This is a genomic window from Legionella sp. km535 (genome assembly GCF_003990085.1).
GTDB classification, from domain to species: Bacteria; Pseudomonadota; Gammaproteobacteria; order Legionellales; family Legionellaceae; genus Legionella; species Legionella moravica.
In genome coordinates, this window is sequence record NZ_RZGU01000001.1 from 164255 (window position 1) to 186080 (window position 21826).

Sequence of the window (21826 nt, forward strand, 5' to 3'; positions counted from 1 at the left end):
GCATTCTGTCTGGAGTTGTTGCTAAGTGCTCCATAAGCCCTAAGTGCTGCGTAGTAGTTGAACAAGTCAATTGTTAACTGAACTAGCCATCCATCAGGGATATCTATTAATTTTGTGTTGAGAACTGAATGGCCATATATTTTATTACCACTGGCATATTAATTTTGAGTTTATTCTGTGTCGCTGTGATGGTAATTAAACTTCGTAGTGCCCCTTCCGTTCCTCTGACATTAACTCAATATGTCAAACTTACCTTTAGCGGCATAGTTGCCTTTATTGCAGATACTTTGGGAGTAGGCAGTTTTGCTGTCAATGTTGCCCTGGCTAAATTATTAGGTACTTTTCGTGATGATGAATTACCTGCCGTTAATAATGGCGCACAGGTTATTCCCGGTGCCATTGAATCCTTATTTTTTATGCATTTGGTTGATGTAGATTTAACTACTTTATTAACTTTGGTTGCCGGAACCTGCATTGGCGGTTTATTGGGTGGTTTTGTTGTGAGTCAGCTGAGTAAACAAGCCATTCGTTTGGCAATGATGTGTTCGTTTGCGTTAATCATTGCGCTTTTAATCTCCCACCAGTTTCGTTTATTACCCGTTGGCGGTGATTTGATTGAGCTGCATTCATGGAAATTAGTGATAGGATTTTTTGCACTGGTAATCTGCGGGGCGTTGACTTCAGTAGGTGTCGGTTTATTTGTCATGGTTCAAGGGGTGTTGTTTGTCATGAACATATCACCTGTTGTTGCTTTTCCTATTATGACGACAGCTGGTGCAATGCAACAACCGCTTACAACGTTGGTCTTTTTACAGCAAAATAAGATCCCTCTAAAGAAAACCTTGATTTTAAGTCTTTCAGGGTGTTTGGGGGTGATGATTACCATTCCTGTTTTCACGCAACTAACAATCAGTTGGTTACACACACTCTTATTATTTATATTAATCTATAATCTGATTGCTATTGGCCATACTTATTTTCGCTCCAAACCAAATAAAAATCGTGCACAATCGAGTGGTGCATTGGTTGCAGTGGAGTAACATTTTATTTTTGCAGGGTATTCCTAAAGTCAGGTAGCCTCGATATATCCCATTCAATTGGCTCACTGCATCGCTTGGAACTTACAGACAACATAAGTTGCATCTACTTCGTTATTCTTATCCCTCGGTAAGGATAAATCACCCAAAAGTGCTTCGTTCAACCTGACAATGCAGTAAGTTCGCGTTCCAGTATCGGGTTTTAGGCATATATAGTATAATCAGCACAAATTTTAGATAACAGTGCATACTATGGAAGAGCAAGTCAGTAAATCACAGAAAAAAAGAGAAGCCGATTTTTTACAAAAAACAGCGGTAAAGTTTATCGATTTAAGTGAAGCAAAATTAGATCTTTTGCCTCTTACCGATAATTTGCGTAAAGCAATTGTCGATGCAAAATCGATTAAAAGTCATGGTGCCAAAAGACGTCAGGCTCAGTTAATCGGTAAATTAATGCGTGCAGCCGATTATGAAGCAATACTTGAGGCATACGAAAAAATCCTTGAAGAAGACAGTGCTATTACCGCTAATTTTCATGAAATTGAACAATGGCGGGATAAATTGATTCATGAGGGTAAAGATGCTTTAACCGAGTTTATTAATCTATATCAACCAGAAGACGTGCAACAGCTAAGACAGTTGATAAAAAAAGCAGTTGATGATCAGATGAAGGAAAAAAATACAGGCGCGGCAAAAGCTCTTTTTCGCTATTTAAGGACTTCTATATTATGAATTATCCATTATTTGTAAGTTGTCCCAAAGGACTCGAATATTTGCTGGAGGAAGAGCTTAAAGCCTTAGGTATGCATATCACCCGAGTCAGCCCGCAAGGGGTTTATGGGGAAGCGACCCTACCGGTAATTTACCAGCTGTGCTTGTGGTCACGTATAGCCAATAGAATTCAATTGGTTTTATTTAGTGGTCATGCAGCCAATGAACAGGCACTGCATCAACTATGCACTGGCTTTCATTGGCAGACCGTGTTCACTCATGATAAAACCATAGCCATAGAGTTTCACGGTGCTTCTGAGCAGATTCGCAACACCATGTACGGAGCTCAGGTCGTCAAAGATGGAATTGTGGATCATTTTCGGCGTTTGAATGGATCACGACCCAATGTAGACAAAGAAAGGCCGCAAATTCGTATTCACGCACATTTAAAAAATGATGTGTTAACAGTCAGTTTTGATTTAACGGGTTACAGTCTTCATCAGCGAGGATATCGTAGCAAAGCAGGAGCAGCTCCTTTAAAAGAAAATGTAGCAGCTGCTTTGTTGATTCGGGCAAAATGGCCAGAACTAGCTGCCAAGGGTTATGGTTTGCATGATCCTTTTTGTGGCTCAGGAACACTTGTCATTGAAGCCGCGATGATGGCAGCGCATATCGCACCAGGGTTGCTACGTCAGGATCAGTCTTTGCAATATTGGGCGCAACACCAAGAATCCCTTTGGGAAAAAATACGGCTTCAGGCTTTGCAGCAAGTAAAACCCCTGACAGTGAAGCTTACCGGCTCGGATAACGACAGTAAATTAATTGCATTAGCGCGTTCTAATGCCGAGCGGGCGGGAGTTACTCCTTTAGTCGAGTTCAATAATCGGGCCGTGGGTGATTCGCGACCGACAGATAAGACGGGATTGGTCGTTTGTAATCCGCCATATGGTGAGCGATTGGGTGATGCGACACAGCTTGTACCAGTATATCAACAGTTGGGAAGTACGCTGCATCAATATTATCAAGGGTGGAAAGCCGCCGTACTTACTTCAAATCCAATCCTGGCGAAGGCTATAGGACTGCGAGCAGGTAAACAATATACCTTGTTTAACGGCCCCCTTGAATGCAAATTATATTGTTTTGATATCTCCGCTGAGAATGAATTAAAGGGGACGCAATCAAGTACTTTGTCACCAAATGCACAAATGTTGCTGAATCGACTGGAAAAAAATCGGAATCATTTGCAAAAATGGGCCAAAAAGAACGATATTTCCTGTTACAGGATGTATGACGCGGATCTGCCAGAATATGCTTATGCAGTTGATATTTACAACGATTATGCTGTGCTACAAGAGTATGCGGCTCCAGCCAGTATCCCGGTGCAAAAAGCGGAAAAACGCAGTTTGGAAGTAATGCAGGTGGTGCCACGGGCACTTGGCATCAATCCCGATAAATTAGTGCTGAAACAGCGCAAGCAGCAGAAAGGGACAGAGCAATACCAAAAAATGGATAAGACACGACACACGATGGTGGTGACTGAAGGTCGAGCCAAACTCATCGTGAATCTCTATGATTATCTGGATACCGGTTTGTTTTTAGACCACAGACCCTTACGATTGCGATTTGCCCAATTGAAGCCCGGAACTCGATTTCTCAACTGTTTTTGTTACACGGCCAGTGCCAGTGTTCATGCTGCGTTGGCAGGTGCCGTCACAACAAATGTTGATTTATCCAATACTTATTTAAAATGGGCAGAAGATAACTTTAAACTCAACCAAATTGATGTCTCAAAACACCAGTTTATTCAATTTGATTGTAGGGAATGGTTAAAAATCACCAGAGATCGATTTGATGTTATTTTTCTGGATCCCCCCAGTTTTTCCAATTCGAAAAGAATGACGGATACGCTGGATATTCAGCGAGATCATGTTCTTTTAATAAACTCGGCAATGCGCTTGCTTAATCCGGATGGTGTTTTGTATTTTTCTACCAACTTTCGCCAATTTAAACTGGATCCTTTGCTTAAGGAAAAATACTCCGTACAGGATATTAGTACTCAGACTATAGATCAGGATTTTAAAAGAAATAATAAAATTCATCATTGCTTTAAATTGGTAATGCCGCAATTTGCTGGTTAATTAGTTCCCTGATAGAGTGCGCAGGATGCAATAAAAAGGTTCCTGCGCCGGGTCAAAAATGGGATTTAATGCGATTCCGCTTTAGCAGTACCGTAGATTTGCTCTTTTAGTTCGTTCATATATCCAGCCATAAAAAAAAGTTCTGCTGTGAGAAAGAGCGGTGCGATTAACGCCTGGCCCAGATTGGTCATGAATGCGGGTTGTTTGCCTTCAATATAATGACCATAAAATTGTAATCCCCAACCAACAACAAAGGTTATCAAGAATGCCCAAAGACCAACTTTGGTGGGACCGTAATAATTAAACCAACTGGCCAACCATAATAATATGAGCAAAATTGGTGTAAGAGCCAAGGCCAGTTTCCAGTGCAGTCTAAAGTAATAAACTAAAAAGACCAGAGTTGTTAGACAGGCCAGATTGGTTGAATAGACCCCAGGAACACTAATTTTAACGAACCCTAACAGGATCATCATGGAGAGGATGATTAAAGGCACTCCTGCCATATGAGTGTAGCGAGTCATCGCATTTTGGTGGTATTCCGCATAAAATTGAGCTTGCTCAACAAATGATTTCATTATAATCACCCTGATTTATATTCCATTAAGAAAACATAGCACAATATGGCATTAACTACCAAAATGAAAGCGAGTAAATAATAAAAGAATACTGTACATGACAAAAAAGCGGTCTTGCTCGAACATTAGTGCACGATAGCTTTTTTGTTATATACAGCTTAATTAATCCGCCTCGCTAAAAAACATTTGGAAGTTCCCTGGAAGAGAAGTTAATGTAGATTATGATGTTTAGGGTGTTGTAATGAGTATTCGTCATCAAAGGTACGGAAGCAGAAACAGCTTCCGTAATGATTAATTAATATTAATGGGTTTTTCTGAGGTATCTGGACATTTTTAATGGGGAAATCATATCGTCTGCCTGGACTGCAAACGCAGATACCTCGGGGACATTGGTTTCATATTGACAGATCCAGCTTCCCTCTCCATCATCTTCAGGCGTAGGCGAACCTGACATGGTTGAAAGAATTTGATTGCTTTCTTCGATAGCAATATCTTCAGAGTCTGCATTAATTGCCCCCATGATAAATACCCAATTAGAAGAGGTATCGTAATGGCTTAAATTAAATGTCAGATATAAGCCTTCAAGAATTTCCGCAGCGTTGGTCATTCCCTCTGCCTGTACGGCTGCCATTCCAGGACATATTTCGGGCTTATCTTGGGCAGCGAAAACAGAGCTGGCAAGGACTAAAGCGCTAACAAAAGTGGCCAGCTTTGATTTGAACATCATGTTACATCTCCTTGTTACATAGGGTTAAAATTCATAGAGAGACTAACAAGTTGAATATTCTGTTGCAACTATTTTGACTAGGTAAATTTTTAGCAGGCAGAACGCTTAATTGATCAAAAAGTATATTTTCCTAAAATATACAAAACATTGCCATTGTTATTAAATCCAGGAATATAGGTTGCGGCTATTGCCATTTTTTTATAAAAAATTGATGTCCAGGGAAGTATTCCTGGAAAGGGCATGTAATTATTGATATCAGAACGAGCGGTAAGCAGTACAGAATATCCAAGCCCCGCTTTTAAATTGGTGTTCAGAGTTGCTACTTTTAAATAAGCGTAACCCGCAGCAGGCTCCCAGTCAGAGTGAGAATCAAGAAATGCTATAGCAAATAAACCATGCCAATTTCCCTTCTCATCAAACAGCCCCTTCCCAAGTCCTCCGCCTAAGGCGGCTTCATTATAGGATGCTATTTTTTCTCGGCTGTACGTATAACGATTATGCCAGGCGTAGCCAGAAACATAGAGATCGGTATCACCTTCAGTCCAAACCTGATGAAGCCGTTGACACACTGGTTTTAAAAAAGATATCCAGCGAGAACAGCTGTCTTGTAACTTTGCAGTAGAGGCGTTCGAGGTTAATGTACACATCATCAATAAACTGGAAGTTATTCTTTTCATTCAAATTTTAACCTTTGTGGGGTTTCTCCCAGCCTTTGTTTAGTGTTAGAGTTAAATGGTGAACGGTTTTAGTTATATGGACCTTAACCAGACGTCATATTTCAACAACACAGAATTAGGTGCTGAAATAAAAAAGTCATAAACCTGAGAGCATACTATCATGGACTTGTTTCGCAAAAAAGATATTGCTGATTCGTTAGATAATGAAACGCATTTAGCCAAATGCCTCACTGCATTCGATCTTACTTTGTTAGGCGTGGGCGCTATTATAGGTGCTGGAATTTTTATTCTCACGGGCATCGTTGCAGCGACTCAGGCTGGCCCTGCAGTAATAATATCCTATGTTATCGCTGGATTTGCCTGTGCCTTTGCAGCATTGTCCTATGCTGAACTGGCTGCCTCAATCGGAGGGTGTGGAAGCGCGTACGGATATGCCTACGTCGGATTTGGTGAATTGCTGGCCTGGATTGTTGGCTGGGATTTATTATTGGAATACTCCATCTCGGTTTCAGCAGTTTCAGTGGGTTGGAGCGGTTATGCCAATGATTTTCTCTTAGCATTGAAAATACATATTCCGAATTATTTATTGCATGGTCCCGAAGATGGGGGCGTATTTAATATCCTGGCTTTTTCTATTATTGCTGTTTTGACTGGTTTATTGGTTATCGGAGTAAAGTCCAGCACCCGTTTTAATAACCTGATGGTTATAATCAAGTTATTTGTAATTTTTATTTTTATAGCGATTGCATCTACGGAAGTGCGCGCAGAAAACTGGTCATCATTCATGCCCTTTGGCTGGTCAGGAGTAATGAAAGGAGCCTCGTTGATATTTTTTGCTTATGTTGGCTTTGATGCCGTTTCTACCGCTGCGGAGGAAGCCATTAATCCGCAACGTGATTTGCCCAAAGGGATTATAGGCTCCTTAATAATTTGTACTGTCTTATACATTATCGTTTCAGGATTGCTTACTGCCATTGCTCATTACACAACGCTTAATGTTTCTTCACCGATCAGTCATTCACTGCTGGTTTTGGGGCATAAAACAGCAGCTGGTTTGATTGGAGTGGGCGCTATAGCCGGATTAACCACAGTGATGCTTGTTTTATTTTATGGCTTAACCCGAGTATTTTTCGCCATGTCTCGCGACGGTTTGTTACCCAGGATATTTTCTAAAACAAATCCCAAGACCAAAACTCCAGCCCGTATCATTGTAATGTGCGGTATTTTAATGGCTTTGTTTGCTGCAGTTACTCCAATTACCACTTTGGCTGAGTTAGTGAATATAGGTACATTATTTGCCTTTATCATTGTTTGTGGTGGTGTTTTATATTTGCGGAAAACACAGCCAGATATGCACAGACCCTATAAAACTCCGGGAATGCCTTATGTCCCCATATTAGGAATAGTCAGTTGTTTGTATCTGATAATGAATTTACCCTGGATCACTATTTTGCGTTTTGCTGTCTGGATGATAGTGGGCATGGTGGTGTATTTTTCATTTAGCCGTAAAAACAGTGTGCTGCACATAGGTAAAACCTGTTCGGCAGAATAATCATTTTATACATGGTTAACATCATTGCAGCAGCAACCATTGTTGCTGCACGCAAATCTGACTTTTCTCCAAGATTCCATATTTCTGACCATAGGAGTTTGTCCTAAATTAAATATAGTAACTACTTTTGGTCATTAGTTTCGATACAATACTCATTAATTGTTTTACAGGGTAAGGAAGTTCTGCTGCTCCAGCATCAAGAGCCATTGCGGCGTGATGCTCTTCATCCGCTTGCATTTGCTGAAGTATGGACCTGGATTGTTCATCTTTGTCTGGTAAGCCTTCTACATGTTTTTTTAAATGGGCGGTTACCTGTCGTTCCGTTTCAGCAACAAATCCCAGGCTTATTTTATCTCCAGCAAGTCCAGCAATGGCGCCAAGGAATAGTGAGCCGCAATACCAGAGCGGGTTCAGTAGGCTGGGTTTAGAGCCTAACTCCGACAAGCGCTCTTCGCACCAGGCTAAATGATCGGTTTCTTCTATAGCTGCCTGAGTCATTTGTTCTTTGACATGGGCTAACTGGGCAGTTAATGCTTGTCCTTGATACAACGCCTGGGCACATACTTCACCGGCGTGGTTCACTCGCATCAAGCCTGCAACATGTTTTTTTTCATTAGAAGAAAGTGGTACGTTATTCATTTGTGCTGCAGGGGATGGACGAGAAGAAGTTCGCTTTGGAGGGGGAAGTAATGTGCGAAGGGCGGTGTCGATTTCGGTTATTAGATGATCAAGAAAATGGGGTGTTCTCATAGAAACTTTAGATAGGATTCCAATACCCTATGTTAACTTGATTAATGTATACTTTGAAGTCATTCATGGATTTAATTTTACCTCGCTCATGGTGCACTATCGTTATAGAATAAGGTAAATCAATAATGTTACAAGGGATTGCGGTGACTAAGAACACCAATTTTTTAATTTATGGCTCTTATGGGTATACCGGCTCATTAATTGCAGAACTGAGTGTGAAGCAAGGGCTGAATCCAGTGTTGGGTGGACGAAACAAAGAGCAGTTGATTCGTCAGTCGAATGCGTTAAATCTTGAATATAGAGTTTTTGATCTTGAGGATTTGGAACAAACCACAAAAATTTTAGAAGACTTTACTGCCGTTTTGCATTGTGCTGGCCCCTTTATCAATACCTATTCAAAAATGGTTCAAGCCTGCCTTGCTTCAGGGACGCATTATGTTGATATTACCGGTGAAGTGCAGGTCATTGAACAATTGATGACTTTGAATGAACAGGCTAAATCGTCTGGGATTATGATATTGCCAGGTGCGGGTTTTGATGTTGTTCCTAGTGATTGTCTGGCTCGGTACTTGAAGAGCAAATTGCCTGATGCCATAGAGTTAATTCTTGCCATAGGATTTTTGCAAAAGGGAGTCAAATCCGGTTCGAGTGTTTCTCGTGGAACAGCGAGAACGATGATGTCAGGATTTTCCGAAGGTACTCTCATTCGAGAAAACGGCCATTTAATGCAGAATTCCAAGAACTGGAAGATGCGGACCTTTGATTTTGGCCTTAAAAAATCGCTAACTTGTGCTACGATTTCCTGGGGCGATTTAGCTTCAGCCTGGTGGAGTACTGGAATACCTCATATTGAAACCTACATGGCATTACCCAGAAAAGTGATTCAATTGCACCAATGGATAAATCCAGTTAAATCATTATTTAAATGGGCTCCTATTCAGCATCTTATCGACTATAAAATCAGACGATTACCTGAAGGGCCATCCAGAGACGAGCGGCATAATTCCCTTTCCAAAATATACGGTGAAGTGATTAATCGCGAGGGCATCAAGAAAGCCGCATTGATGACCACACCAAATGGCTATGAATTGACGTCAATAATTTCTTTAGTCATTATGAAGCATATTTTAGCAGGAAATGCTCCTGTTGGTTTTCAGACACCATCTACTGCTTATACGGAACATCTTATTATGGAAGTGCCTGAAGTGACTCTTGATGATGTGGTTTGATGAACTGCTCAATGGCGGTTAAATAGTTCGGTGCTGGAGCGCGTTAAATGTTAGGCTCTAGCGAGGATTAAAAATCCATTGATGCGGGGGTTTTTGAGTCAGGGGGCATCTTTTCGAGAGGAGGATTCCCCTGTTTTGATGCGTGATCCAGTGGTTGATCGTACAGTCTAAGCCTTGAATCGGCGCTTTGATTGGTATGATACCCGTGAATCTGCTCGGCTCTTTGTGAATGCTTAGTATCCAATCGTTCCATTTCTGTAGTATTGATAGCTATAACCAGAGTGTTTTTGATTGTATTAATATACAAGGTAATCATTTCAGTTAATGCTTTTAATCCAAAATTGTTTTTAATTGCATATCCTATTATTTCTATAAGCCGTGCAAGAAGACTCAGTGTGTATTTGGGGGGATTGTAGTCAATCTTTCCTAGCACTTCATTGACTCGTCGCCCCAGATCCTGAATTAGGGTGCCAATGCAGGTGAAAGCGGCTCCACCGATGTACCCCAAATTGCCTGCAAAGAGGATGATTTCCCTTACGAGAAAGAATAAAGCCTCTACCAGCCCTGTTAAAGTGCTATTGAGCAATGATTGTTGATGAATCTGATAGGTACGGCCTTGCATATTTAATAAACTGCGTAGCATGAATTTTAATTCAGATGAGCTATTGGACTTAATCAGAAAAGTGTAATGTGCTTCAATAGCCTCCAGGATGAGATGATATTTTGTATCCCTGCTCAGCGGAGAATTATTGACAATAAAGTTGATTTGACTGCGAATGGACGTAACAAAGGTGGATAGGGCGCGGTTTGAGTCAAAATTCAGTTCTGATTTTTCACGTTGATAACGAAAGCATAATCGATAAATTGCTGACTCAAGTTGTGGCAGTTGATTCATTACCTGGTCATGCTGTTTTATCTGATCAGGTACCATGTGCGGTATAATTTGTTGAATGCAGGAACACGGTTCCAGATAATAGATGCCACGAGGTGGGCCTAGCGATATATCCTGATCATTAAGGCTAACCCCCCTTGCGTACAGACGCTCGAATAAGTCAGGATCTTCTTGTTTTAATGTGCCAAGTTCAGCAACAACATCACGTTTGTTACTGGCGCTATCATGTGGAAAGCGTTCATCAAACTGATTTTTTTCGAATAAATAATTAAACGTTTTGGGATAGGATATTTTTAGTAGTTCACGCTCTAACTGATTTGTAAAAAAATGGGAATTTTTTACGTAATATTTTAAATGATTTTTTAAGGTTCTTGCGATCCTGGGAAGAGGTATTCCATCGTAAAAGTTAAGCATTTGTCCTGATGCTAAATAATATTCACGTTCCATATGGTGAAGAGTGCATAATTTTAATAAATCCTTTGGATCAGGATTTTTCGGAAGCTCCATGATACCCTGATCAAGATGCTGGGCGATTATTGGCGGTATTTGATTGTTTTTGAATTGGGCTCCGTTTTGCGTTAAAAAATAATACAGCATATACCAAGATAATATGGCACCACTTTGCATGTCTTTATTTTTTATTTTGGTATTATCCGAATGATTCCCATACATTGGCAGCATGGATACTTTGGTTTGCGTTGGTGAAACAATAATAGTGCGTGTGATGTCCTGGGGCTTGAAATCACGTCGCATCTCATCCATTTGCAAAATGGCGATGTAATTTTTTACATTGTCTGGAATGGTTCGAGCGAGCAGGTCACTTTTATCGCTCATGCCAGCTACGGGATCAATGGCAAAAAGGTTTAATTTTAACGAGTGCAATTGATTAAGCAATTTACTGTGTCGTGCACTCAATGGTCTTGCCTTATGTTCCAGATAGGATTCAAATTCTTTGAGTTGGTTTGCGATATGAATGCAGGTTACTGAACCTCGACTAAATCCAGTTAAATTGATTGAGTTATCCATGCTGTCTTGAGCACTTAACCATTTTACAATACGACGAGCGGCATTTATAGCATTACCTCTAACTTCTCTCCCAAGCCAATCGGGACCTTCGATATTGAGATGTTCGCTGCTACAGGCAGCAGAAAATTGAGATATAATATTTTTTGTTACAGTACTTCGTTCCCCAGTACCAAACGCAAATACAGTGAATGCTGCCATCATTAGCTCAGTATTTTAACCGAATGAATTTTTATATTAAGTCAAGAAAAACGGGATTTGCAATGTGGAATGCAAAGTCCCCTCCATATTTAACTCTTTGATTAACATGCAATAAAAATTAAAGTCACTCTGTATTTGTTTTATTGCTTTTGAAAAGGACTGTCCTGGGAAACATAATTAATCAATATGTACTATAATTTTCTTAAAATACAAAAGAAGAGAGAATCCATATGTTTTGGAATCATCAGAAAGGAAACCCAGAGGATGTAGAACAGATTCATCAATATTACATGGATATTATGAATTGCCTTCCTGATATGGTTTATTGGGTTGATGTGGATTGCAATTTATTGGGTTGCAATAATCGGTTTGTTCAATTATTAGGTTTCAATGGACTACGTGATTTCAAAGGAACTCCCTATTTGCAAATGAAAAAATTTGCTCGTTGGAAGGACGAATGCATTGAGGAGCTAAAATTAAAGGATATGAACGCCATATTTACCGGCAAATCTCATTATAATGTAGAAGAAAAGCCAATATTCAATGACAAGCAAAAGAGTTTTTATTTTAAAACCAATCGTGTACCGATGTTTGATGAAAATAAAAATGTAGTGGGTTTGGTGGTTGTATTAACGGATATTAGTGGACTAAAAATTCAGGAACAACAAACCAGATCCAAAGCAGAAAAATCGCTAAGTTCAGAAAAACCATCAAAAACCACATCCTTGCCTAACGTGTTAATGATAGAAGACAATGTCATCGCACAAAATGTTGAGAAGGCTCTTTTAACCGCGCTGAATTGTCAGGTCGATATTGCCGAGACAGGAGATAAGGCCTTAAAGCTGTTTGGTCCCGGTAAATATGATTTAGTTTTAATGGATATTGGTCTGGAGGATACTTCAGGATATGTTGTTGCCAAGCAATTACGTAACATGGAAAAAGATACGAATCATCATGTTCCTATTATCGCTTTAACGGGATATGAAGCCGATGTAATAAAATACGATTGTGAGCAGTATTTCATGGAAGGTGCCATAACGAAACCATTAACCAGCGAACAGGCCGAGCAAATAATTAATCATTATGTGTATCATATGGATGTTCCGGTGCGTGGATTGAAGACTACCTAACTGAACTGGTGATTGATGATTTCGATCTAGCGCTCCAGAATCGCAGCTACCCCCATGCCACCTGCTGTACAGATGCTGATTAAAACGCGGCCATTCCCTTTATGAGCAAGCATTTTAGCTGCAGATCCTACGATTCGACCACCCGTTGCCGCAAAAGGATGACCTAAAGCAAGACTTCCACCTTTTACATTTAGTCGATTTAAATCAATGCGTCCCAGTGCGGATTTGCGTCCCAGGATGTTATTGCAATATTCTTCTGATTCCCAGGCTTTTAACGTACAAAGTACCTGACCAGCAAAAGCTTCATGAATTTCATAATAATCAAAATCTTGCAGGCGTAGCTTGTTTCTTTCTAACAAGCGGCTCACTGCAATGGTGGGAGCCATTAACAATCCAGCTCCATGCACAAAATCAACAGCGGCGACTTCGCAATCCACAAAATAGGCCAGTACCTCTAATTGACGGGCTTTTGCCCATTCAGGTGAGCTTAATAGAACAACGGATGCGCCGTCAGTCAGCGGGGTTGAGTTTCCTGCTGTCAGGCTTCCTTTATCTGAGCGATCAAAGGCTGGCTTTAAATGTGCCAGCTTTTGCAAGGTGGTGTCTTTACGAGTAATGGTATCTCGATTTAGTCCATCGATACTGGTGATTAAATCATTAAAAAAACCTTCATCATAAGCTTGCGCAGCGTTTTTATGGGAGAGCAGGGCCAGTTCATCTTGCGCTGCGCGGGAAATATTCCATTCTTTTACCATCAATTCACAATGCTCTCCCATAGACAAACCGGTTCGTGGTTCTCTTACTTCGGGGAGCTGGGGTTTTAACATGCTGAGCCTGAATGACTTAAGTGCGGCCAGTTTTTCCGTAATGCGTTTAGCTTGTTTTAATTTAATTAGAAAATGAGTTAACTCTCGTTGACCAATTAAGGGGATGTCTGAATTCGTATCGGTGCCTCCTCCAATACCGGCACTGATTTGGCCGCTGGCGATTTTTAATCCAATAAGATTCACCGCTTCCAATCCTGTTCCACAGGCGCGTTGTATTGTTAGCCCTGGAGTCTCTGGAGATAATTCGCTTCCTAATACCGCCTCTCGAGCAAGGTTCCAGTCAAACGGATGATTAATCACTGCACCAGCGATGACATCGCCTAATATTTGGCCTTGTAATTTCGTCTTGTGTATTAAATCAGCCAAAGCAGCACCCAGTAAATCTTGATTTGATTTCCCCAGATAGAGAGTTTGGGATTTAACAAATGGAGTTCTGGAGCTATTGATTATGGCCACCTTGTTTTTAAAACTCATAATAACTTCCTTCGTTGAAGCCTCTATTAAGCATATACCAAAAATGATCATTCAATTTATGGTGACGATGTAATTCGATGAGTGTCTGATGAAAAATGAAATAAGTTTATTTTGCTTAATGGAGAATAAGAGCCTAAACTTAATGTATTATATTTGATCGTTGTGTGCGAGTTTTGAATGACCAATGAAGAAATAAAATCTCTTTTAGCGATTCATTTAAGTCATCCAAAGAGCCATGATGATTATTTAAGTGTGAAAAAATACGAGCGTGAACTGATCAGTCAATTGATCCACATCAGTCATAATGACATGTCATTACCTGCTTATGCTGAACAGGTTATTAGTGTCTTGATTCAACATCCTCTGTTTAAAAATAATACAATCGTCATCTGGCAGTATGATGTGCACCAATCCATTAATCCCCTTGCCTTTTACGGTTCTGATTTCGATATTCAAAAAGAGTTGCGACAGGCCTCAATGAAATTGGCAACCAGTTCGCTTTTAAAAATCAAAAAAGTCAGACTTAACCATCAGCGACTGGATAATGTAACGAACCGCATTGATGTTTGTTTGGAAAAAGCACAGCATGAACTGATTTGTATTAGTATTTGGTTTAATTCACCTGCCCCTTATTTAGCCTTAGTGACTCCGTTTCTTAAAGATATTTTAGGAGTGTGTGCTCTTAATTTTTCGAAAATGAACGTTAAATACAGAGAAAAAATACTGAATACTATCCTGGAAAAGGCGGGTGACATTATAGAAATAACCAATGAAGAAGCAGTAATACAATATGTAAATCCTGCTTTTGAACACATTACCTTGTACGATGCTGCTGAGGCACTTAATAAATCCGTATCGTCTTTATTACGTTCGCCTATAGAAGATATCACATTATTTGAACAGATAAAGGCTCAGTTAGACTCTGGAGCGATTTGGAAAGGCCAAATTCAATCACGAAAAAAAGACGGCAGCGATTGGATTGCTAAAACAACCATAGTTCCTGTGCTTAATGATGTTGGCAAAGTCGTCCAACATATAGCTATAAAACAAGATATTACAGAGCAGATTAAGCAGATTAATCAGTTGAAGATAAGTGAGGAACGATACCGAAACTTGATGAATGCCGCTGCGGATGCCATTTTTATTCATGATTTAAGCGGGCATTTTGTAGAAACAAACAGCGCTGCTTGTCAGTCATTAGGCTATACGAGGGAAGAGATTTGTACTTTATCTGTTTGGGATATTGAAATTGGTGCGACACAAGAGGCATTGAATCAAATTTGGCTGGATTTGCAAAACGGTCCCATCACCTTTGAAGGACGCCATAAAAGAAAGGATGGAACTTCGTTCCCCGTTGATGTTCGCCTGGGTATTTTTAATGCCACTGGTGAAAAGCTGGTTTTGGCTATCGCAAGAGACATTTCTGCCAGAAAAAGTTCAGAGGATACCATCAGGAAATTAACTCGTGCTCTGGAACAAACTCCTGTATTAGTAATGATTACTGATAAATCAGGGGCTATTGAATACGTCAATGCCAAAGTGCTCGAGCAGACAGGGTATTGTGCTGATGAGCTTTTGGGAAAAAATACAAGAATACTCCAGTCAGGTAAAACTCCAATAGAAGTCTATGAGTCAATGTGGAATCAATTAATCAAAGGGGAAGAATGGCGAGGTGAGCTGCTCAATCGAAATAAAAAGGGGGAAGATTTTTGGGTATCCGCAATTATATCCCCACTTCGCAATGACAATGAGGAGACAACCCACTATTTAGCTGTTATGGAAGATGTGTCTCAGAAAAAAAGTTATGAGGAAATGCTCAAACATCAGGCAACTTACGATCATTTAACCAATTTACCCAATCGCTCTTATGGCGTTAGGAAATTAGAGCGTGCTATTTCAAAGGCCTATGCGAGTGAGAAAAAACTGGCAGTGTTGTTTCTTGATCTGGATGATTTTAAGCAGATTAATGACTCTATGGGGCATGCTGCAGGAGATATGCTGTTAAAGGCATTATCAGCTCGATTCCTCTCTATCATCCGACAGACTGATACAATTGCCCGTTTGGGCGGTGATGAGTTTATGCTGCTATTGGAAAATATAAATAATATCTCTGATGCGGAGCGTATTGTCCTGAAATTTCGGGAAATTTGTTTGTGTCCCTTTAAAATTGAATCGCTGGAGTTATATATTTCGTTCAGTATTGGAATTGCCATTTATCCTGATCATGGAATCGATGCAAAAAAACTAATGCGTAATGCAGATGCTGCGATGTATCAAAGCAAAATGAAAGGAAAGAACAATTGGACAGTCTTTGCTAACTCTATGACGGATATAGCGACTCATTATCTTAGCATCAAGGCCGAATTACCCCAGGTACTGGCTCGTAATGAGTTTTATCTGTGCTATCAGCCTATTATTGATACTAAAGACAATAAAATCATAGCAGCAGAAGCTTTATTAAGATGGAATAGTCAGTCATTGGGGTCGATTACTCCAGAACAAATTATTCCTATAGCAGAAGAAACGGGTCTAATCATTCCACTAGGGTATTGGATACTCAAAAGAGTGTGTTCACAAATTAAAGAATGGCAATTAATTACAGGAAGAAATATAAAGGTTGCGGTCAATATTTCACCTGTCCAGTTAAAACAAAGAGATTTTATTGAACAACTTAAGTCCATTTTAAACGAAGCGGAAGTACATCCCGAGTCTTTAATTTTCGAGATCACAGAATCTGCCTTTAATGATGACGACAAAATAATTTTATCTCATTTAAATCAGTTAAATAAAATGAATATTCATTGTTCTCTGGATGATTTTGGTATGAGCTATTCTGCACTGGAGTACATCCGCTCCTATCCGGTCAAAAGCTTGAAAATTGATCGCGTTTTTATTCAGAGTATTAATACCAATAATAATGATTTGAATTTGGTGAGCAGTATTATTGCCCTGTCCAAAAATTTAAAATTAGAAGTCATTGCAGAGGGGATAGAAACAGAGGAACAATTAGACTTGATTCGAACTCTTCACTGTGATTTGGTTCAAGGTTGGTATTTCTCAAAAGAAATGACCAGTGATAAATTTTTATTGTATTTAATTAATGAATAGATCAAGGCCATGAGATTCTATCAGCAGAGGATAAAATCACATTGTTTTAATCGAATCCATTTCTCATGATATACTCTCACATGTTTTATTCTCACTCATTCGTAGGCCATTGATCGATAAACGCTGATCTGGTCACGGTTTTCCAAGGAATTTGTTGATGTATTCTCTTGATTGGCCACGTATACACGGTATTCCAAAATCTACGGTCAGTTTTAAATTGGCCCCTGAAGATTTTCAGGTTAATGAGTATTTTGAGGGACAGTTTAGTGGTGAAGGCGAACACATTCTGATTCGTATAGAAAAAAGAGGTTTAACTACCGAAGAGGTGGTTAAATCTTTGGGTCGGTTGATTAATAAACCGATAAAACTGATCAGTTATGCCGGCTTAAAAGATCGTCAGGCGTTAGCTACTCAGTGGTTAAGCATTCATGCTCCTGGTGAGACTATTCCTGGTATTGAAACACTTGAGGCACCGGGATGGCGGGTTTTAGAATGCACGCGCCATAATAAAAAACTTAGGCCGGGTTATTTAGCTGGCAATCAATTTGTCATGAGATTGAGGGATGTCTCCAATGAACAAGATTTAGCGGATCGAGTGGAGCTTGTTAAAACGACTGGCGTTCCTAATTATTTTGGGGAGCAGCGGTTTGGCCGCGAGGGTGGAAACTTGATAAAAGCAGAAGAAATGCTGGTACAGGGACGAAAAGTTAAAGATCGATTTTTAAAGGGAATCTATTGTTCTGCTGCCCGTTCATGGCTTTATAATTTAGTCTTGTCCCGAAGAGTACTCGATTTAACCTGGAATGTCCCTCAGCCAGGCGATGTGATTCAACTCAGAGGATCAAACAGTATTTTTGTTATTGATGAGGTGGATGAACAGTTATTAAATCGAGTTAAGGATAAGGACATTGCTCCGGCAAGCCCATTACCAGGTAAGGGCAAACCCATGGTGCAGGGAAGGGCTCGTGAGCTGATTAACGAAGTGTTTTCAGATTGGAGTGAATGGTTGGCTGGATTGGAGCGGAATGGCTTGGAAGAGGGTTGGCGCTCCAACATCCTTCATATTGAGCAATGCAATTATTCAATTCAAGATTCTGTTGCTGAATTATCGTTTACATTGCCAGCAGGAGCGTATGCTACCTGTGTATTGCGTGAGTTGGCGCAGTATTAATCGGAACTATAGTGTTCCGATTCGTTGAGTTAATAAGGCGATAAACTTGATGAGTAAGCAGGGTAATTAATGATTTTGCATGCAGTTGTAATGCATGCATTAGCAAACCGCTTTTTAATAGTTAAGCACAGTGCGAATGCTTAATCCTCTGCGCATTAATTCGAAGCCTTCATTGATTTGATCAAAAGGTAACTCATAAGTAATCAGATCATCAATATTAATTCGTCCTTCCATATACCAATCAACAATTTTAGGTACATCAGTTCGTCCACGCGCTCCTCCAAAAGCGGATCCTTGCCAAACTCTGCCTGTAACTAATTGGAAAGGGCGAGTTGAGATTTCATGGCCGCCTGGGGCAACACCGATAATTGTTGAAACGCCCCAACCTTTATGGCAGCACTCTAAGGCCTGGCGCATGATGTCTACGTTACCAATGCATTCGAAGGTGTAATCAGCGCCACCTTGGGTTAATTCAACCAAATGCCCAACCAAATCACCATGTACGTCGTTTGGATTGACAAAATCAGTCATTCCAAGTTGTGTTGCAAGCCCTTTACGATCAGGGTTTTTATCTACGCCAATTATTTGCCGCGCGCCCACCATGCGTGCTCCCTGAATTACATTAAGACCAATGCCACCTAATCCAAATACAATGACTCGGCTTCCAGCTTCAACTTTGGCATTAAACAACACGGCTCCAAGGCCTGTAGTGACTCCACAGCCGATGTAACATACTTTATTAAATGGCGCGTCGTTACGAATTTTTGCCAGAGCAATTTCTGGCAGAACCGTATAATTGGCAAAGGTTGATGTTCCCATATAATGATGAATGGTTTTGCCATTCAGACTAAATCGAGACGTTCCATCGGGCATGACGCCCCGGCTCTGAGTGTTGCGAATGGCCTGGCATAAATTGGTTTTTTGGGAGAGGCAGTATTCGCATTGCCTGCATTCAGGTGTATAAAGCGGTATAACATGATCGCCAGGTTTCAGGCTGGTTACTTTTTTTCCTGTTTCAACGACTACCCCGGCTCCTTCGTGCCCCAGAATAGCTGGAAAGAGTCCTTCGGGATCCTGTCCTGACAGAGTATAACGGTCGGTATGACAAATTCCGGTTGCTTTAATTTCTACTAAAACTTCATTATCTCGCGGTCCTTCCAGATCAACCATTTCTAGTTCAAGTGGCTCACCTGCTGCAAATGCTATTGCTGCTTTTACTCGCATGATTCCTTCCTTTATTGATTGTGTTGCAAATCGATATTGATTCTTTGGTTACTTTAATGCAGTTCATAAGAAAAATCATTTTAAATCATATATCTGAAAAGGAAGAGTGGAGCCGAAACGAGTGTTTCGGCTTAAAATTTGATTATCGGGTCAGGCTGAATCCACAACTCGTTTCAGTAGTTGTGTTGAGGCTGTCGACAACAGTTGATGCGGCACGAGTGACCAGGTAAAGAGGATTCAACATTAAAGCAAGGGCGGTTGAAAACAGGGCCAAGGAGGCCATTCCAGTTGAAACCAGTGCATGCGTTGCTGCCAGTTTGAAGGTTTCGCTGGTGGCTTTGCTTAAGTCGGATGTAGGGGCAATAATCACCAATGCCAAAGCGCAGGGTGCTAAAATAACAGATACAGCAAGGGATAGTACCGCTTTTAATAAAAAGCTCAAGGTATGAATGCCCAGCCACAATGGTTTCTCAATCGGTCGAACTGCTAAAGTTGCGAATTCATCTATAGACCGAATACGGTTAAAATAACTTTTTTGTGGAATAGGGATCGCGTCTGAATATTTATTTCTTAAAGAAGAATATTCATCCCATGTTGCATTGAGTTGAGAAAAAAACGAATGCCCGGCCATTGATTACTCCAAAATTTATATATGAATTTGCAGGATAGTAAAAAAAAGCACAGTAATTGTAAATATAATTCATATGGACCCATCGCATCCTGTTTAAAATGCGTGAACACTATTCAGATTTCGTGATGTTTTGATCTATTGAAAAAAGCCCTGCCTTCCGATATCGAATCAACAGGGCTAAAGTGCGTTTTATAAGGTTTTGGTTTGTTCAGGGGTTGAATTATTCTGTATCCATTGCTCCATTTCCTGAACCAATTCTTTTTGACTGTAGCGTGCCGTTTGGTGTGCAGTTACTAATCTCTTTTGTGCCATTGCGTCAGCAAGATATGAAGTGAATGAATGATGATGATAGGCTCTGGATGAATCACCCATAAAATCTTTTAGAGTACCTACAATCTCTTGTGCGGTGAGTGTATCTGAATTTATTGAGCTGTATAATGCATTTGCAGTGGCTAAACCTTTTGCTCCGTGACGTAAAAAGCTAAAGAAGCCATCTCCTTGTCCTCTGTTCACTTGAGCATTTCCTTTGTCACCAACTCTATGGTATTGGGTATAGTCTTGTACTGCTTTGAGTACAGCTTCCTGAAGCTCTTTAGCCGTGAGTTGATTATTGCTTTCTGTCGATTCAGGATTGGTATCTAGTGTAATTGGTTCAGCGGGTATAGCCAAACCTTTGACTCCATTTGCAACGATTGCCTGAAGCTCTTTTATCGTTTTTTGTTTTTCGGGTTCAACAGGCGTTGACTCGGTGGTTTGTGCTGGTATTGAAGCAGATAGAACAGGTATTGATTGTCTTTCGGATGGTGATGCAGTGTTTTTATTTGGCTCGGTAGCTTGTGGTACTGTTGATGATGCGTCTTCACCTGCTTTTCTTCTGGTGGGCAATCTACGTCCTTTGGGGGCTGGGCGCGACTTGGTCAGTGAATCTAATAGAGGCGCACTTTTGTTTTGATCGCTTAGTTCCTGTTCTTTTGTTTGTGATGATGACGCTACAGCTAGAAAGGTTCCGGTAGCTTTGTAGTGTTGGTATTTGGTTTCGGTATCAATATGAGCCCAGGCATTTTGAAGCTCGACAACAGGAATTAATTTGGCTGCTTGCGGTCCAAAGGGTTTAATTGCACCTATTTTTTTCATCCATTCAAGCCGTTCATGTTGTTCTTTTAATGCAAGATATTTTTTTTGAATGTCTCCAAAAGTATCTGTTGCTGTTACATTAAGGAGATTGAGTAATTCTTCAGTAGTTTTCATATAAACTCCGGTATATTGGACTCGAATGGGCGTGCCCAAATTATAATCACTGCTCCTTAAGGAAATATTAATTGCTTCATCGTGGCGAAAAAGACCATTTGAATGGTTGATTTAGCCACGAATCAGTTATGGAGGCTTTACATCTTTTTCACGAACTGCGATTTCAGTTTCATTGGCCCTATTCCATCAATTTTACAATCGATATCATGATCGCCTTCAACCAGGCGAATGTTTTTTACCTTTGTTCCTACCTTGACTACCAGTGATGAACCTTTGACTTTCAAGTCTTTGATGACCGTAACTGAATCGCCATCTTGAAGGATGTTGCCGTTAGCATCTTTTATAATGCGTGAATGTTCCTGGTCTGCTTCTTGATGGTCTTTAGCCCATTCATGCGTGCATTCAGGGCAAACGTACAGAGCGCCGTCTTCGTAGGTATATTCAGAATTGCATTTAGGACAATTGGGTAATTGATTCATGGCTGATTTCCTGCATTGATTA

Annotated in this window: 18 protein-coding genes; 8 read left to right on the plus strand and 10 right to left on the minus strand. The window is 40.3% G+C overall.

The features are described from left to right. Window positions 1-128 precede the first annotated feature (128 nt). From ELY21_RS00730 to rlmKL, 3 genes are all read left to right on the plus strand, one after another. Window positions 129-1040 carry a sulfite exporter TauE/SafE family protein gene (locus tag ELY21_RS00730; RefSeq protein WP_127105943.1) on the plus strand — a complete coding sequence of 304 codons (912 nt, stop codon included), beginning with the start codon at window positions 129-131 and terminating at the stop codon, window positions 1038-1040. Between the two features lie 249 nt (window positions 1041-1289). Further along, complete coding sequence (gene yjgA, locus ELY21_RS00735; protein ID WP_028382953.1) at window positions 1290-1769, plus strand: ribosome biogenesis factor YjgA; 480 nt, start codon at window positions 1290-1292, stop codon at window positions 1767-1769. Next, entirely contained in the window at window positions 1766-3886 is a 2121-nt protein-coding gene (gene rlmKL, locus ELY21_RS00740) for a bifunctional 23S rRNA (guanine(2069)-N(7))-methyltransferase RlmK/23S rRNA (guanine(2445)-N(2))-methyltransferase RlmL (protein WP_127105945.1), read from the plus strand. Before yjgA ends, rlmKL begins: the two co-directional genes overlap by 4 nt. A 65-nt stretch (window positions 3887-3951) precedes the next feature. Here the strand turns inward: rlmKL and ELY21_RS00745 are convergent, their stop codons facing one another. The 3 genes from ELY21_RS00745 to pagP form a co-directional block, all read right to left on the minus strand. Then, window positions 3952-4461 (minus strand): DUF962 domain-containing protein, encoded by a 510-nt coding sequence (locus ELY21_RS00745; RefSeq protein ID WP_127105947.1) that lies wholly within the window; start codon window positions 4459-4461, stop codon window positions 3952-3954. 301 nt (window positions 4462-4762) lie between these two features. Further along, entirely contained in the window at window positions 4763-5188 is a 426-nt protein-coding gene (locus tag ELY21_RS00750) for a DUF4949 domain-containing protein (RefSeq protein WP_127105949.1), read from the minus strand. A gap of 113 nt (window positions 5189-5301) precedes the next feature. Next, window positions 5302-5865: a lipid IV(A) palmitoyltransferase PagP gene (gene pagP, locus ELY21_RS00755; RefSeq protein WP_127105951.1), complete on the minus strand. Its 564-nt coding sequence runs from the start codon at window positions 5863-5865 to the stop codon at window positions 5302-5304. Window positions 5866-6025: 160 nt separating this feature from the next. On the opposite strand from pagP, the gene ELY21_RS00760 reads away from it, so the two are divergent. Next, entirely contained in the window at window positions 6026-7417 is a 1392-nt protein-coding gene (locus ELY21_RS00760) for an amino acid permease (RefSeq protein WP_127105953.1), read from the plus strand. 108 nt (window positions 7418-7525) lie between these two features. Here ELY21_RS00760 and coq7 read toward each other — a convergent pair whose 3' ends face one another. Then, window positions 7526-8167, minus strand: coding sequence for a 2-polyprenyl-3-methyl-6-methoxy-1,4-benzoquinone monooxygenase (gene coq7 / locus ELY21_RS00765; RefSeq protein ID WP_127105955.1), 642 nt, complete (start codon window positions 8165-8167; stop codon window positions 7526-7528). A 125-nt stretch (window positions 8168-8292) separates the two neighbouring features. Here coq7 and ELY21_RS00770 point away from each other — a divergent pair, with 125 nt between their 5' ends. Then, entirely contained in the window at window positions 8293-9396 is a 1104-nt protein-coding gene (locus tag ELY21_RS00770) for a trans-acting enoyl reductase family protein (protein ID WP_127105957.1), read from the plus strand. Window positions 9397-9463: 67 nt separating this feature from the next. Here ELY21_RS00770 and ELY21_RS00775 read toward each other — a convergent pair whose 3' ends face one another. Further along, the gene (locus ELY21_RS00775) at window positions 9464-11515 is read right to left on the minus strand and encodes a DUF5621 domain-containing protein (protein WP_127105959.1); all 2052 of its coding nucleotides are present in this window, start codon (window positions 11513-11515) and stop codon (window positions 9464-9466) included. Window positions 11516-11742: 227 nt separating this feature from the next. On the opposite strand from ELY21_RS00775, the gene ELY21_RS00780 reads away from it, so the two are divergent. Beyond that, entirely contained in the window at window positions 11743-12642 is a 900-nt protein-coding gene (locus tag ELY21_RS00780; RefSeq protein ID WP_127105961.1) for a response regulator, read from the plus strand. 26 nt (window positions 12643-12668) lie between these two features. On the opposite strand, the gene ELY21_RS00785 is transcribed toward ELY21_RS00780, so the two are convergent. After that, complete coding sequence (locus ELY21_RS00785; RefSeq protein ID WP_127105963.1) at window positions 12669-13943, minus strand: acetyl-CoA C-acetyltransferase; 1275 nt, start codon at window positions 13941-13943, stop codon at window positions 12669-12671. A gap of 177 nt (window positions 13944-14120) precedes the next feature. On the opposite strand from ELY21_RS00785, the gene ELY21_RS00790 reads away from it, so the two are divergent. Beyond that, on the plus strand, window positions 14121-17051 hold the full coding sequence (locus ELY21_RS00790) for an EAL domain-containing protein (protein WP_127105965.1): 2931 nt from the start codon (window positions 14121-14123) through the stop codon (window positions 17049-17051). A gap of 157 nt (window positions 17052-17208) precedes the next feature. Beyond that, on the plus strand, window positions 17209-18222 hold the full coding sequence (truD, locus tag ELY21_RS00795; protein ID WP_127105967.1) for a tRNA pseudouridine(13) synthase TruD: 1014 nt from the start codon (window positions 17209-17211) through the stop codon (window positions 18220-18222). Between the two features lie 114 nt (window positions 18223-18336). Here truD and ELY21_RS00800 read toward each other — a convergent pair whose 3' ends face one another. The 4 genes from ELY21_RS00800 to ELY21_RS00815 all read right to left on the minus strand — a co-directional run bounded on the left by ELY21_RS00800 (window position 18337) and on the right by ELY21_RS00815 (window position 21804). Beyond that, window positions 18337-19446, minus strand: coding sequence for an S-(hydroxymethyl)glutathione dehydrogenase/class III alcohol dehydrogenase (locus ELY21_RS00800; protein WP_127105969.1), 1110 nt, complete (start codon window positions 19444-19446; stop codon window positions 18337-18339). A gap of 142 nt (window positions 19447-19588) precedes the next feature. After that, entirely contained in the window at window positions 19589-20077 is a 489-nt protein-coding gene (locus tag ELY21_RS00805; RefSeq protein ID WP_127105971.1) for a hypothetical protein, read from the minus strand. A 189-nt stretch (window positions 20078-20266) separates the two neighbouring features. After that, window positions 20267-21325 carry a hypothetical protein gene (locus ELY21_RS00810; protein WP_127105973.1) on the minus strand — a complete coding sequence of 353 codons (1059 nt, stop codon included), beginning with the start codon at window positions 21323-21325 and terminating at the stop codon, window positions 20267-20269. A 137-nt stretch (window positions 21326-21462) separates the two neighbouring features. Next, the gene (locus ELY21_RS00815; RefSeq protein WP_028384060.1) at window positions 21463-21804 is read right to left on the minus strand and encodes a zinc ribbon domain-containing protein YjdM; all 342 of its coding nucleotides are present in this window, start codon (window positions 21802-21804) and stop codon (window positions 21463-21465) included. Window positions 21805-21826: the final 22 nt, after the last annotated feature.